This window comes from Cupriavidus sp. YAF13, assembly GCF_052113425.1.
Lineage (GTDB): Bacteria > Pseudomonadota > Gammaproteobacteria > Burkholderiales > Burkholderiaceae > Cupriavidus.
Genome location: NZ_JBFRDD010000073.1, coordinates 1 through 13,348 on the forward strand (window position 1 = coordinate 1; position 13,348 = coordinate 13,348).

Annotated in this window: 10 protein-coding genes; 9 read left to right on the forward strand and 1 reads right to left on the reverse strand. The window is 65.2% G+C overall.

Features of this window, described 5'->3' with window-relative positions; genetic code table 11:
- From hrpA to AB4061_RS36275, 6 genes are all read left to right on the forward strand, one after another.
- Nucleotides 1–3,924, forward strand: a 3,924-nt coding sequence (gene hrpA / locus AB4061_RS36250; RefSeq protein WP_441640951.1) for an ATP-dependent RNA helicase HrpA, incomplete at its 5' end; no start/stop codon positions are given.
- A 199-nt stretch (nucleotides 3,925–4,123) separates the two neighbouring features.
- Nucleotides 4,124–5,050 (forward strand): YVTN family beta-propeller repeat protein, encoded by a 927-nt coding sequence (locus AB4061_RS36255; protein WP_441640972.1) that lies wholly within the window; start codon nucleotides 4,124–4,126, stop codon nucleotides 5,048–5,050.
- A gap of 98 nt (nucleotides 5,051–5,148) precedes the next feature.
- Nucleotides 5,149–6,030: a polysaccharide deacetylase family protein gene (locus AB4061_RS36260; protein WP_441640952.1), complete on the forward strand. Its 882-nt coding sequence runs from the start codon at nucleotides 5,149–5,151 to the stop codon at nucleotides 6,028–6,030.
- Nucleotides 6,030–7,004, forward strand: coding sequence for a sterol desaturase family protein (locus AB4061_RS36265; protein ID WP_441640953.1), 975 nt, complete (start codon nucleotides 6,030–6,032; stop codon nucleotides 7,002–7,004). Before AB4061_RS36260 ends, AB4061_RS36265 begins: the two co-directional genes overlap by 1 nt.
- A gap of 163 nt (nucleotides 7,005–7,167) precedes the next feature.
- On the forward strand, nucleotides 7,168–8,043 hold the full coding sequence (locus AB4061_RS36270) for an EI24 domain-containing protein (RefSeq protein WP_441640954.1): 876 nt from the start codon (nucleotides 7,168–7,170) through the stop codon (nucleotides 8,041–8,043).
- Nucleotides 8,044–8,055: 12 nt separating this feature from the next.
- Nucleotides 8,056–8,889, forward strand: a complete 834-nt coding sequence (locus AB4061_RS36275; protein ID WP_441640955.1) for a competence/damage-inducible protein A — start codon at nucleotides 8,056–8,058, stop codon at nucleotides 8,887–8,889.
- Between the two features lie 119 nt (nucleotides 8,890–9,008).
- On the opposite strand, the gene AB4061_RS36280 is transcribed toward AB4061_RS36275, so the two are convergent.
- Nucleotides 9,009–9,473, reverse strand: a complete 465-nt coding sequence (locus tag AB4061_RS36280; protein ID WP_441640956.1) for a rhodanese-like domain-containing protein — start codon at nucleotides 9,471–9,473, stop codon at nucleotides 9,009–9,011.
- Nucleotides 9,474–10,043: 570 nt separating this feature from the next.
- On the opposite strand from AB4061_RS36280, the gene AB4061_RS36285 reads away from it, so the two are divergent.
- The 3 genes from AB4061_RS36285 to glnL all read left to right on the forward strand — a co-directional run bounded on the left by AB4061_RS36285 (nucleotide 10,044) and on the right by glnL (nucleotide 13,312).
- A complete protein-coding gene (locus tag AB4061_RS36285) occupies nucleotides 10,044–11,459 on the forward strand; it encodes a 3-hydroxylaminophenol mutase (protein WP_441640957.1) in 1,416 nt (471 codons plus the stop codon).
- A gap of 133 nt (nucleotides 11,460–11,592) precedes the next feature.
- Nucleotides 11,593–12,156: a DUF4124 domain-containing protein gene (locus AB4061_RS36290; protein ID WP_441640958.1), complete on the forward strand. Its 564-nt coding sequence runs from the start codon at nucleotides 11,593–11,595 to the stop codon at nucleotides 12,154–12,156.
- 4 nt (nucleotides 12,157–12,160) lie between these two features.
- Nucleotides 12,161–13,312 carry a nitrogen regulation protein NR(II) gene (gene glnL, locus AB4061_RS36295; protein ID WP_441640959.1) on the forward strand — a complete coding sequence of 384 codons (1,152 nt, stop codon included), beginning with the start codon at nucleotides 12,161–12,163 and terminating at the stop codon, nucleotides 13,310–13,312.
- The last annotated feature ends 36 nt before the right edge of the window (nucleotides 13,313–13,348 follow it).

A 13,348-nucleotide genomic window follows, 5' to 3' on the forward strand; every position in this document is an offset into this window, starting at 1 on the left:
GGCCAGGCCCGGCAAGCCAGGCCGCAGCCGGCAAACGGCACGCCCCGGCCGCCGCGCCCGGAGCGCACCGAGCGCACCGAGCGCACCGAGCGGGCGCCCCGCGAGGCACGCCGCCCGGTGCGCCAGGCCAACCCGCTCCCGCCCATCACCTTCCCCGAGGCGTTGCCGGTATCCGGCCGCCGCGAGGAGATCGCGCAGGCGCTGCTGGCCAACCAGGTGGTGATCGTCTCCGGCGAAACCGGCTCAGGCAAAACCACCCAGTTGCCCAAGATCTGCCTGTCGATCGGGCGCGGCCCGGGCGCTGACGGCAGCGGCGGCCTGATCGGCCACACGCAGCCACGCCGGATCGCCGCCACCTCCACGGCCAAGCGCATCGCGCAGGAGATCGGCACGCCGCTCGGCGAGCACGTGGGCTACCAGGTGCGTTTCAATGACACCATGTCGGCGGGCGCGTCGGTCAAGCTGATGACCGACGGCATCTTGCTGGCCGAGACGCAGAACGATCCGCTGCTGCGCGCCTACGACACCATCATCATCGACGAGGCGCACGAACGCAGCCTCAATATCGATTTCCTGATCGGCTACCTGAAGGAGATCCTGCCGAAGCGGCCAGACTTGAAGCTGGTCATCACCTCGGCCACCATCGACGCCAACCGCTTTGCCGAGCACTTTGCGCAGGGCGGCAAGCCCGCGCCGGTGATTGAGGTCAGCGGGCGCCTGTATCCGGTGGAAATCCGCTACCGGCCGATCGAGAAGGACAAGCCGGCGCCGGGCGAGGGCGCGCCCAAGTCCGCGCAATCGAAAGATCGCGACTTGTTCGACGGCATCGTCGAAGCGGTGGACGAGCTGTGCCGGCTCGGCCCGGGCGATGTGCTGGTGTTCCTGCCCGGCGAGCGCGAAATTCGCGAGGCTGCCGAGGCGCTGCGCAAGCACCATCCGCCGCATACCGAGATCCTGCCCCTGTTCGCGCGCTTGTCGGTGCAGGAGCAGGAACGGGTATTCCGGCCCTCCAACGCGCGGCGCATCGTGCTGGCCACCAACGTGGCCGAAACCTCGCTGACCGTGCCGGGCATCCGCTACGTGGTGGATACCGGGATGGCGCGGGTCAAGCGCTATTCCTACCGCAACAAGGTCGAGCAGCTGCAGATCGAGGCGATCTCGCAGGCCGCCGCCAACCAGCGCGCCGGGCGCTGCGGCCGGGTGGCAGACGGCGTGTGCATCCGGTTGTACGAGGAGGCCGATTTCACCAGCCGGGCGCGCTTTACCGATCCGGAAATCCTGCGTTCGTCGCTGGCCGCGGTGATCTTGCGCATGAAGGCGCTAAAGCTGACGGCGATCGAGGAATTCCCCTTTATCGAGCCGCCGCTGGGCCGGGCCATTGCCGACGGCTACCAGCTGCTGCAGGAGCTGGGTGCGGTGGAAAGCGTGGGCGACGACGCCAACGCGCTGACCCAGGTCGGCCGTCAGCTGGCCCGCCTGCCACTGGACCCCCGCGTGGCCCGCATGACGCTGGCTGCGCGCGAGCACCATTGCTTGCGCGAGGTGCTGATCATCGCCAGCGCGCTGTCGGTGCAGGATCCGCGCGATCGTCCGCAGGAGGCGCAGGAAGCCGCCGACCAGGCCCACCGCAAGTTCATGGACGAGCGCTCCGAGTTCCTGGGCTGGGTCAAGATGTGGAAGTGGTTCGAGGACGCGGTGGCGCACAAGAAGACCAACCGCCAGCTGCAGGACCAGTGCCGCGCCAGTTTCCTGTCGCATGTGCGCCTGCGCGAATGGCGCGACGTGCATTCGCAGCTGCTGACTACCGTCACCGAGCAGGGCTGGAAGCTCAACGAGAGCGAGCCCACCTATGAGCAGGTGCACAAGGCGCTGCTCACGGGGTTGCTCGGCAACGTAGGTTGCAAGATCGAAGACGCTGACGGACGCGGGCGCGAGTACCTGGGCGCACGCGGCATCAAGTTCCACCTGTGGCCCGGCTCGCTGATCGCGCGCAAGGTTGGCCGCTGGATCATCGGCGCCGAGCTGATCGAGACCAGCCGGCTGTTTGCGCGCACGCTGGCCAAGATCGAGCCTGAATGGCTGGAGCAGGTCGGCCGCCATTTGCTCCGCGTTAGCTGGAGCGATCCGCACTGGGAGAAGAAATCCGGCCAGGTGATGGCGATGGAACGCGCCACGCTGTACGGGCTGGTGGTCTACCAGCACCGGCGCGTGCACTACGGGCCGATGAACCCGGCCGAGGCGCGCGAGCTGTTTATCCGCCGCGGGCTGGTGGAAGGCGAGTTCGATACCAAGCTGCCGTTCTTTGCCCATAACCAGCGCCTCACGCGCGAGATCGAAAACCTGGAGCACAAGGCGCGCCGCCAGGACGTTCTGGTCGACGATGAGCTGATCTTCGCGTTCTACGATCGCCTGATTCCCGCCGAGATTCACCAGCAGGCCACCTTCGAGCAGTGGTACCAGGCTGAGAGCGCGCGCGAGCGCAAGCTGCTTTACCTGAACCGCGAGGAGCTGATGCGCCACGAGGCAGCTGGCATCACCACCGACCTGTTCCCCAAGCTGATGCCGGTGGCGGGCGTGGATATGTCGCTGACGTACCACTTCGAGCCCGGCAGCCATCGCGATGGCGTGACGCTGACGGTGCCGCTGTACGCGCTCAACCAGGTGCGCCAGGAGCGCGCAGACTGGCTGGTGCCGGGCATGGTCAAGGAGAAGGTGCACCTGCTGCTCAAGTCGCTGCCGCAGAAGCTGCGCCGCCATTGCGTGCCGCTGCCGGATTACGCGGCGGGCTTCGTCGATCGCAATGCCTTTGGCGAGGGCGAGTTGCTGGACGTGCTGATTGCCGACATCCGGGAGCAGACCGGCACCATGGTCAAGCGCGCCGACTTCAAGCTGGAAACCTTGCCCGCCCACCACGCCATGAACTTCAAGGTGGTGGACGAGCATGGCCGGCAACTGGACATGGGCCGCAACCTGGCGCAGTTGCGTGCCGAGTTTGGCGGGCAGGCGCAGCAGTCGTTCCAGAACATCGCCGCGCGCGATGTGCCGGCGGCCGAGGCGGGGCAATACGAGAACCTGACCAGCTGGTCCTTCGGCGAACTGCCCGAGCTGCTGGAGGTCCGCAAGGGCAACCAGACGCTGTATGGCTATCCTGCGCTGGTCGACCACGCCACGCATTGCGACGTGGAGGTCTTCGACGATCCGCAGGAAGCCGCGCGCATCCATCAAGCCGGGCTGCGCCGCCTGTTTGCGTTGCAGTTGCGCGAGCAGGTGAAGTTCCTGGAGAAGAACATCCCCGGCATGCAGCAGATGGCGATGCAGTACATGACGCTGGGCACGCAGGAGATGTTGCGCGACCAGATCGTGATGCTGGCGCTGGAGCGGGCCTGCTTGCAGGCGCCGCTGCCGCGCAACGAGGCTGAGTTTGCCGCCCGCAAGGAAGAAGGGCGTTCACGCCTGAGCCTGCTGGCGCAGGAGATCGCCCGGCTGGTAGGGGCAGTGCTGGCCGAGTACGCGACGCTGCCGCGCAAGCTGATCCAGGCCAAGCCGTTCGCCGCGGCGCATGCCGATATGCAGGCGCAGCTGACGCGGCTGATGGGCAAGAGCTTTGTGGCCGATACGCCTTACCTGCAACTGGTGCATTTCCCGCGCTACCTGAAAGGCATCGCCATGCGCATCGACAAGATCAAGGGCGATCCGGCGCGCGACACCCAGCGGCTGCAGGAAATTACGCCGCTGCTGCAGCAATGGCAGCGGGCCGAGACGCAGTTGCGGCAGCAGGGGCGGGGCGTGGAAGACGCGCGCCTGGACGAGTTCCGCTGGATGCTGGAAGAGCTCCGTGTGGCGCTGTTCGCGCAAGAGTTGCGCACGCCCGTGCCGATGTCGGTCAAGCGTCTGCAAAAGGTGTGGGAAGCGATGCAGCGCTGAAGTCAGGGTTGCCAGCCTTTCGCGCGAACGCTACCCCCCGTGTGGAGAGTGTGACCAATTGTTAGTTTGTTGCGCTAGGTCATCGGATCGCAGTCCGAAAACGTTAGAATGATCGATTAAGTCATTGTTTAACAGTCTTATGCTCGCATTGCGTCGTGTAGTTTCCGGGTTTGCCGCCATCGGCACCCTGGCCCTGGGGATGGTAGCGGCGCCGGCGTTGGCGGAAGTGGTGGTGGTGCTCAATTCTGGTGATGCTACCGTCACCTTGATCGACAAGGACACCCAGAAGGTGCTGGAGACGTTCCCGGTCGGGAAGGAGCCGCACCACCTGATCGCCACGCCCGACGACAAATCGCTGATCGTTGCCAATGCGGTCGGCAACGACCTCGTGTTCCTCGACCCGGTCACCGGCAAGGTCCAGCAGCGCGTGGCCAATATCGACGATCCCTACCAGATCGGCTTCTCGCCCGACCAGAAGTGGTTCCTGACCACGGGCAACCGCCTTGATCGCGTCGACGTGTATCGCTGGGACGGCAAGGCGCTCAAGATCGCCAAGCAACTGCCGCTGGCCAAGACGCCGAGCCATATCGCCTTTACCGCCGACAGCCGTGTTGCCTTCGTCACGCTGCAGGACTCCAACGAGGTGGTCGCCATCGACCTGCCTACGCAGACCGTGATGTGGCGCATGAACGCCGGCTCGGCGCCGGCGGGCGTGTGGGTTACGCCGGACCAGAAATACCTGCTGGTGGGCATGACCGGCGCCGATTATGTCGCCGTGATCGACTGGCATACCCGCACCGTGGTCAAGCAGATCCAGACCGGCAAGGGCGCGCACAATTTCCGCGCAGTGGGCGACAAGCGCCATCTGTTCTTGTCCAACCGGGTCTCCGGGACTATCAGCATCGTCGACCAGCAGACCCTGACCAAGGTTGGCGACATCACCGGCCTGCCGGCTGGCCCCGATGACATGGAGCTGACCGCCGACGGCAAGACCTTGTGGGTGAGCTTCCGCTGGGCGCGTTCGGTGGGCCTGATCGACGTGGCCAGCCGCAAGCTGGTCAAGACCATCCGCGTGGGCCGCTCGCCGCACGGCATTTATTTCCGTACCCGCGCACCGCTTTATTGAGAGAGGGCGCCCGTCCGGGAACGCCATGGCGGGCGCGGCATCGAACTAGTATGGCCGCCGCCACTCCAATGCAGTCACAGGAAATCAGGACAGGCATCATGAGCAAGCATTCGCAGTCCCGGTTGCCCCGCGCTTTGGTCCGCGCGGTGGCTGCCGGGCTTGCAGCCACCGGACTGGCGCTGGCCGCCGGGCCGGCCAGTTCGGCGGGCGCGGTGCCTGCCGCCGCGCCCCAGGCCTGCCGCGCCGGCACGCTCTACCTGACCTTCGATACCGGTAGCATGAGCCAGGCGGCGCTGATCGCCGATACGCTGCGCCGGCACCATATCAAGGCCACGTTCTTCCTCGCCAACGAACCCACCGTCGACAAGGACAGCTCGCTCGACCCGGGCTGGGCCGCGTACTGGAAGACGCTGGCCGCCGATGGCCATGTTTTTGGCAGCCACACGTTCGATCACGTCTACCTGCGCGGCGTACGCGACGGCAAGGTCACCATGCGGCCGCAGTTCGGCGCACATGCGGGGCAGGACGTGGTGATGGACCAGCAAAGCTTTTGCAGCGAGCTGAACCGCAGCGCGCAGGCGCTGAAGCACCTCAGCGGCGCGACCATGTCGCCACTGTGGCGGGCACCGGGCGGCCATACCGCGCCGCAGACGCTGCAATGGGCCGAGCAGTGCGGGTTCAAGCACGTGGCCTGGGCGCCGGCCGGCTTCCTGGGTGACGAGCTTTCGTCCGAGCGTTTCCCGAACAAGGTGCTGCTGGAGCGCGCATTGCGCGGGCTGCGCGATGGCGACATCGCCATGGCGCACCTCGGCATCTGGTCGCGCAAGGACCCCTGGGCGCCCGGCGTGCTCGAACCGCTGATCGGCGGCCTGGAGCAGAAGGGCTTCTGCTTCGCCACGCTGCGCGAGCATCCCGCCTATCGTGACTGGCTGCGCGGGCAGTCCGCGGTGGTGGCTGGGCAACCAGCCGGGAGCCGCTGATGCTTGACCTGCTCAACGGCTGGATCGGCCAGATTGAAGCCACGCTGTTCCAGGACGTGATCCTGCCTGTGGTCTACCAGCTTGGGCTGGGCGGCTATGCCGAGGACGCCTTCACCGGCACCGAATGGCTGCTGGTCGGGCTGGTGCAGATCGTGGTGATGGTGCTGATCCTCGGGCCGCTGGAAAAGCTGCGCCCGGTCGAAGCCGTGACCGACCGCGCCGCCATTCGCGCCGACATCCTCTACACCGTCGTGCATCGCCTCGGCCTGTTCCGGCTGGCCATGTTCTTCCTGCTCGGTCCGCTGATGGACGGGCTGGAAGGGCATCTGCGCCTGCTCGGCTGGCAGCGGGTCAATGTGGAAGACTGGTGGCCGGCGGTGACGTCGATCCCGCTGGTCAGCTTCTTTATCTACCTGCTGCTGTTCGACCTGCTCGACTACTGGTACCACCGCCTCTCGCATACCTACCGCTGGTGGTGGAGCCTGCATTCGCTGCATCACAGCCAGCGCCAGATGACGCTATGGAGCGATAACCGCAACCACCTGCTCGACGACATGCTGCGCGACGTGGTGTTTGCGGTGGCGGCGCTGGCGGTGGGCGTGGAGCCTTCCCAGTACGTGCTGCTGGTGGCGCTGTCGCAACTGCTGCAGAGCTTGCAGCATGCCAACCTGCGCCTGCACTTCGGCACGTTGGGCGAGCGGCTTCTGGTCTCGCCGCGCTTTCACCGCACCCATCATGCGGTTGGCGTCGGCCACGAAACCATCGGCCGGCCCACCAAGCTGGGCGGATGCAACTACGGCGTGATCTTTCCCTGGTGGGACATGTTGTTCCGCACCGCTGTGTTTACCGACGCCTACTACCCCACCGGTGTGCGCGACCAGATGCCGCCGCCGGCAGGCAAGGGGCGCGACTACGGCGCTGGCTTCCTGTCTCAGCAGTGGTACGGGATCAAGCGACTGTTGCGGCTCGGCTGAAGCGGCGGGGCGCCTGCCGTGGCAGCCCCGGCAGCGCGCATTCCCGCGCAAGGCGCGCTCCCGCGCCCTGCCATCTTGCGCTAGCGGCGCACGCGTCTCCCGCGGCACTTATGACGTGTGCTAGTCTAGTTGTCCCCGCCTTTGTGGAACCCCAATTTACTGCATGAACGATATTTTTCGCGCGCTAGGCCGTGCCCTGATCAGCCAGCTGCATCCGCGCATGCTGATGCTGACCGTCATTCCCTTCCTGCTCGCCACCGGGCTGTGGGGTGGCCTGCTGCTGTGGGGGTGGGAGCCGATCATGACAGCTGCGCGCGGCGTGCTCGAGACGTCGGTGCTGACCAGCTGGATCTATGGCGCGCTCGACTGGTTCGGCCTGCAGTCCCTGCGCACGGTGGTGGCGCCGCTGTTTGTGATCGCGCTGATGATCCCGCTGGTGATTGCTTCCATGCTGGTCTTTATCAGCTTGTTCTCGGTGCCTGCCGCGGTGCGGCACCTGGAGCGCAGCTATCCGGACCTGGTCAAGGCCAAGGGTGGCAGCATGCTGGGCAGTGTGTTCCAGGCGCTGGGCAGCACCATGGTGTTTCTGCTGCTGGCGCTGGTGACGCTGCCGCTGTGGCTGATCCCGCCTTTCTTCGCCTTGATCCCGCCCTTGCTGTGGGGCTGGCTGACCTATCGCGTGATGACCTACGACGCGCTCGCGCAGCATGCCACGCCAGAGGAGCGCAAGACGCTGATGAAGCGCCATCGCATGGCGTTGCTTACCATTGGCGTGGCGGTGGGCCTGCTGGGCTCGGCGCCGACGCTGATCTGGGTGGCTTCGGCCGCGCTGATTTTCCTGTTCCCGTTCGTGCTCGCGGGCACGCTGTGGCTGTATGTGCTGATCTTTATTTTCTCGGCGCTGTGGTTTGGCCATTTCTGCCTGCGCGCGCTGGAGCAATTGCGCGCCGAGCGCGCTGCTGCGGCAGCCGCGGCGGCGCCGGTGGCGGATGTTATCGACCTGGCGCCGTCCGATGTGCGGCGCATTGAACAATCCTGAAGCGAGGGCATCATGGGTTTCGGCCTGATCGTCATTGGTGACGAGATTCTGTCGGGGCGGCGCGAAGACAAGCATATGCGCCGTGCCATCGAACTGCTGGCGGCGCGCGGGCTGGCGCTGGACTGGGCGGAATACGTGGGCGACGAGCGCGCGCGCATCACCGCCACGCTGCGCCGTACGTTCGCGGGCAACGATGTGGTGTTCTGCACAGGCGGCATCGGCGCCACGCCCGATGACCACACCCGGCAGTGCGCCGCGGCCGCGCTCGGCGTGCCGCTGGCACTGCATCCGGACGCCCGCGAACAGATCGCCTTGCGGATCGCGGAGACCGCGGCGGGCGATCCCGCCAAGGCCGACCTGAGCCTGCCGGAGAACCAGCATCGCTTCAAGATGGGCGAATTCCCCGCCGGGGCGCGCATCATCCCGAACAGCTACAACCGCATCCCGGGTTTTTCCGTGGCCGACCATCATTTCATGCCTGGCTTCCCGGTCATGGCGTGGCCGATGATGGAATGGGTGCTGGATACCTACTATTCCTACCTGTTCCATCAGGCGGTGCAAGTGGAGCGATCGTTCCTGGTGTTCGAGGCGCCGGAATCCACGCTGACGCCGCTGATGGAACGGGTCGAGGCCGCCTTCGAGGGCGCTCGCGTGTTCAGCCTGCCGTCGGTGGGCGACGCCAAGCGCGGCGAGCTCTATGCGCGCCGCCACATCGACCTGGGCGTGAAGGGCCTGGCGGACCAGATCGAGCCGGCCTATGCCATGCTGCGCGAAGGCGTGCAGGCGATGGGCTTCGAACTGGTGGAGGTCGCGGCGCGGCGCCCGGGAGATCCTGCAGGGGACTGAGCCGCGGGGCAGGCGTGGCCAATGCAATGAAAAAACGGGACAGCCACGCTGTCCCGTTTTGCCTTTTTGCGCGATTTATGCGTATCGTGCGTCTTGTGCGATTCGCGCGTTCCCGAGCTTCAGGCGCCGTGCCAGGGCAGGCCGCGGAAGCACCAGCCTTCCACGGTCTTGCGGTGGTGCTGCTCGTCGCGAGCGCCTTCGAAGCCTTCCAGCACGTCCATGGCGAACTGATAGCCGGCTTCCGTGGCGACGCGGGCAGCGTGCTTGGAGCGTGCCGCACTGCGGCACAGGAACAGCACGGGCACATCGGCGCGCACGCGGGCCTTGAGCTGTGCGATAAAGGCGGCGTTCTGTGCACCGCCCGGATAGCTGCTCCATTCCACATGCGCCGATTGGGCTTCCGGCAGGTCCGGCCCGCCGATCCAGTCGAGCTCAGCTTGCGTGCGCACGTCCACCATCACGGCGGTGGGGTCGCCCTGCAGCAGTGCAAAGGCTTCCTGCGGGGAGAGGGCGCCGAAGTACGGCAGTTGGTTTTGCTGCTGGCGCTCGCGCGCCGCTTGAAGTAGATCGTCTCGGGTGGTCATCTGGGTGACAAAATCGGTGGGTGAAATGGCATCTGGCAGAGGCTGCCGGATATTCTAGCGCGCCGCGCGCTTGCCGGCGGCCTTTGGCCGCGAACGGCAGCGAGCGGCATCTGTTGCGCTGGCTTGGCCGCGCGCTGCGGGCATCCTGGTAGCCGCATCTTGCACCGCAAGCAGGCAACGGCGCCCGGTTTGCGCCAAAATGTTCTAATTTGGTGCGTTGGCACAAAAATAGTGCGATCAGGTGTTTAAATGCACTGTTTTGGTGATTTTCGCGGGAGCCGGGGAGAGCCGCCGGCGTCCCCGGAATGAGGCGGGAGCCGACCGGATTTTTGCGTATGCCATACGCGGCACCCGAAACGCGCCTGGGCCTCCATATCGCGCCGCCTGGCTGCACTTTTTTCGGGAACGCAGGGGTAACTAGGGGGTTGCCTTGGCATGCTTTCTGCTAACATTCCTCGTCCCTTTCGTGGCCGATCTTTGTGTTGATGTAAATGCCTTTGAGGCGTTGCACAGCGGAGGTCGACGCAAGAATGGCTTTTCTAGATTCAGCCGAATTTCCAGGAGATAGGCATGGCCCACAGCGTTGCAGATGTGATGAAGCTTGTGAAGGAAAACGACGTCAAGTTCGTCGACTTCCGTTTCACCGATACCAAAGGCAAAGAGCAGCACGTGTCGGTACCCGTGTCGCACTTCGATGAAGACAAGTTTGAAAGCGGCCACGCTTTCGACGGTTCGTCGATCGCCGGCTGGAAGGGTATCGAGGCTTCGGACATGCTGCTGATGCCSGATCCGAATACCGCTAACGTCGATCCGTTTTACGAAGAACCGACCCTGATCCTGACCTGCGACGTGGTTGAGCCGTCGGATGGCAAGGGCTACGACCGCGACCCGCGTTCCATCGCCAAGCGCGCCGAGGCTTACCTGAAGAGCACCGGCCTGGGCGACACCGCCTACTTTGGCCCGGAACCCGAGTTCTTCATCTTCGACGGCGTGACGTGGAACATCGACATGCAGGGTTGCTCCGTTAAGATCAACTCGGAAGAAGCACCGTGGTCGTCGGGCAAGGAATTCGAGCACGGCAACAGCGGTCACCGTCCGGGCAAGAAGGGCGGCTACTTCCCCGTTGCCCCGATCGACACGTTCCAGGACATCCGTTCGGAAATGTGCCTGATTCTGGAATCGCTGGGCATCCCCGTGGAAGTGCACCACCACGAAGTCGCCGGCCAGGGCCAGAACGAAATCGGCACCCGCTTCAGCACGCTGGTGCAGCGCGCCGACTGGACCCAGCTGCAAAAGTACGTGATCCAGAACGTCGCCCACACCTACGGCAAGACCGCTACCTTCATGCCGAAGCCGGTCGTTGGCGACAACGGTTCGGGCATGCACGTGCACCAGTCCGTATGGAAGGATGGCCAGAACCTGTTCGCAGGCAATGGCTACGCCGGCCTGTCGGAGTTCGCGCTGTACTACATCGGCGGCATCATCAAGCACGCTCGCGCGCTGAATGCCCTGACCAACCCGGGCACGAACTCGTACAAGCGTCTGGTGCCGGGCTTCGAAGCCCCGGTCAAGCTGGCTTACTCGGCTCGCAACCGTTCGGCATCGATCCGTATTCCGTACGTTGCCAACCCGAAGGGCCGCCGCATCGAGACCCGCTTCCCGGATCCCCTGATGAACCCGTACCTGGGCTTCTCGGCGCTGCTGATGGCTGGGCTGGACGGCGTGCAGAACAAGATCCACCCGGGCGAAGCTGCCGACAAGAACCTGTACGACCTGCCGCCGGAAGAGGATGCAAAGATCCCGACCGTGTGTAACAGCCTCGACCAGGCCCTGGAATACCTCGACAACGACCGCGAGTTCCTGACGCGCGGCGGCGCCTTCTCCAACTCCATGATCGATGCCTACATCGAGCTGAAGATGGAAGAAGTCACCCGCTTCCGCATGACCACGCACCCGATCGAGTTCGATATGTACTACTCGCTGTAAGGCGAGGCGTTGCCAGGTTGTGACCGGGCAACAGTTGCACCAGGAAGGGGCGGCCTCGGCTGTCCCTTTTTGTTTTGTTCGCCGGTTTGATCGCTAGAATGGGGCTCCTTTCCCACCATCCCTGCTGATGTCAATGGACGCGCTCGAATTCCCGCTTTCCTCGCTTCGACCGATGCACCGGTTCAGTGCCTCCATGCACGTATCGGCGGCTGCCTGCGCCATGCTGGCGCTTGTGCTGGTGTGCTGGAGCCGGCCGGCCCCGGCGCAGTCGGACATCTATGTCTGCGCTGGCCCCAACGGCGTGCCCGAATACCGCAACGGCAACGGGGGCAAGGGCTGCAAGCGGCTCAGCTTGCCGGAAGTCACGACGGTGCCGGGCGGCCGTGTGAGCGCCCCTTCGGCAGGCAAGGGTGCCGGGCCCGCCACCGCGCCCACCGCGTTTCCGCGCGTGGACAGCGCGACCCAGAAAAGCCGCGATGGCGAGCGCCGCGCGGTGCTTGAGCAGGAGCTGCAAAGCGAGGAGGCCAAGCTGGCCGCGCTGCGCGCCGAGTTCAACAACGGCCAGCCCGAGCGCCAGGGCAATGAACGTAACTACCAGAAGTACCTCGACCGCACCGCCACGCTGCGTGACGACATCGCGCGTGGCGAGGCCAATGCCGCATCGCTGCGGCGCGAACTCTCCAATTTGAAGGACTAGCACTATGCGTCGCCTGATTCGCAGCGTCTCGCGCAAGGTGGCTTCGGCCGGGGCTGGCACGCCGGCCGAGGATGGAGCCACGGTGCTGCCATTGGGCGATGTGTCCTACCACCAGGGGCTGGACGTGGTCGCCAACCCCGTGTTGCTGGTGCGCCAGCCCGGCCTGCGCATCGTCTACGCCAATCCCGCCGCCGAGGCCAGCTTCGCGGTGTCGCGCAAAGCCATGGTGGAGCTGTCGCTGGCAGACCTGTTCGGTGCCTCGGAAGAGCTCGGCAGCATGATCGAGACCGTGATCTCACGGCAGTTCGATGCGCGCCGGCAGGATGTGATACTGCATCCGCCCCTGCAGGAGCCGATGCATGCGCACGTGGTGATTGGCGCGCTGGATGCCACGGCCGACACGGTCCTGGTGGAAGTGCTGCCCAACGAGCAAAAGGTACGCAGCGACCGCGAGGAGCGCATCCTTGACCTGACCTCGGCCAACAAGGAGCTCATCCGCAATCTGGCGCATGAGATCAAGAACCCGCTGGGCGGCATCCGCGGCGCGGCGCAATTGCTCGAATTCGAGTTGCCTGACCGTTCGTTGCGGGAGTACACCCAGGTCATCATCAAGGAGTCGGACCGCCTGCAGACGCTGGTGGACCGCCTGCTGGAGCCGCACCGCCATCCGCACATCGTGTCCGACCTCAACATCCACGAGGTGCTGGAGCGCGTGCGCTCGGTGGTGCTGGCCGAATTCCCTTCCGGGCTGGATATCGTGCGCGACTACGACGCGAGCCTGCCAGACCTGCGCGGCGACATGGAGCAGTTGATCCAGGCCGTGCTCAACATCGTCCACAACGCTGCCCAGGCGCTTGCGGAGCGCGTGGCGCGGGGCGATGCGCAGATCATCCTGCGGACCCGGGTGGCCCGCCAGGTAACCATAGCGAAGCGATTGTTCAAGCTGGCATTGGACTTGCATGTCATTGATAACGGTCCGGGCATCCCCGAGGATATCCGCGAACGCATCTTCTACCCGCTGGTGTCGGGCAGGGATGGCGGTAGCGGCCTCGGTCTCACACTCGCTCAAACCTTCGTGCAGCAGCACGAGGGCTTGATCGAATGCGAGAGCCGGCCGGGCTGTACCGACTTCCGTATCCTGCTGCCCCTGCATTGATCGCATCGGCGACAGCAATTGGAACTGCCCCAATGA